The following is a 748-nucleotide window of genomic DNA, read 5'->3' on the forward strand; positions in this document are numbered from 1 at the left end:
TAAATACAATCTATATTTCAGGATTAAAAATTGACGCTGATAAAGATGCAGCTTATGGAGATATTGAAGTTCAAGTATCTGGCGACGGTATTACCGATCAAGATATCATCGTTGCAAAGTATGCTGACTATGGCTCAGAAGTATCAGTAAAAGACGAAGTTCCAACAGTATTAGCGGGCCGCAACAATGCTGATACAAAAGATTTAAAAACAGCTGAAATCTTAATCAAAGAAGAAGTAGCTGGTTCATGGTTATCAAATCGTGACGTTCAAATCGAGTTCCCATCATGGGTGAAAGTTGTCGGTTATGAAATTTCTGGCGTAAAAGGATTTGCGGCAGGTGCTGAAGATGCACTTAAAGCGAAATTCAACACAGAAATTAAAGGTGACAGCAATGAAATCGAATTAAATAACCTACCAGGACAAGCAGCTGGTAAAACACGCGAATTCAAAGTGAAATTCTACGTATCAACAAAAGCTGATGCACAAGGTGACATCACTGCTAAATTCAGCGGTAAAGCGGGCATCGACGGTGAAGTAGTGGTGGCAAAAGCTGTTGCACCAGTAAATGTTGACATCGCCAAAGCTAATGTAAAAACAGGTATCAAAAATCAAGCGATTGGCAACGTTACATTAACGGAAGCAGCGAAAGGTGCTTTAGTGAAAGATGGTAAAGTTGAACTACGTTTAACAGATGGCGTGAAGTTTAGTGAAAAACCAACTGTAAAAGTAGTGGAAGGTAACCTAGA

The 748-nt window shown here is 39.3% G+C and carries 1 pseudogene; it reads left to right on the forward strand.

The window, feature by feature from the left end:
- A pseudogene (locus BAZO_RS16150) lies at positions 1-748 on the forward strand (copper amine oxidase N-terminal domain-containing protein); the annotation flags it as partial.

Origin of the sequence: Schinkia azotoformans LMG 9581 (assembly GCF_000307855.1) — a bacterium.
Lineage (GTDB): Bacteria > Bacillota > Bacilli > Bacillales > Bacillaceae_J > Schinkia > Schinkia azotoformans.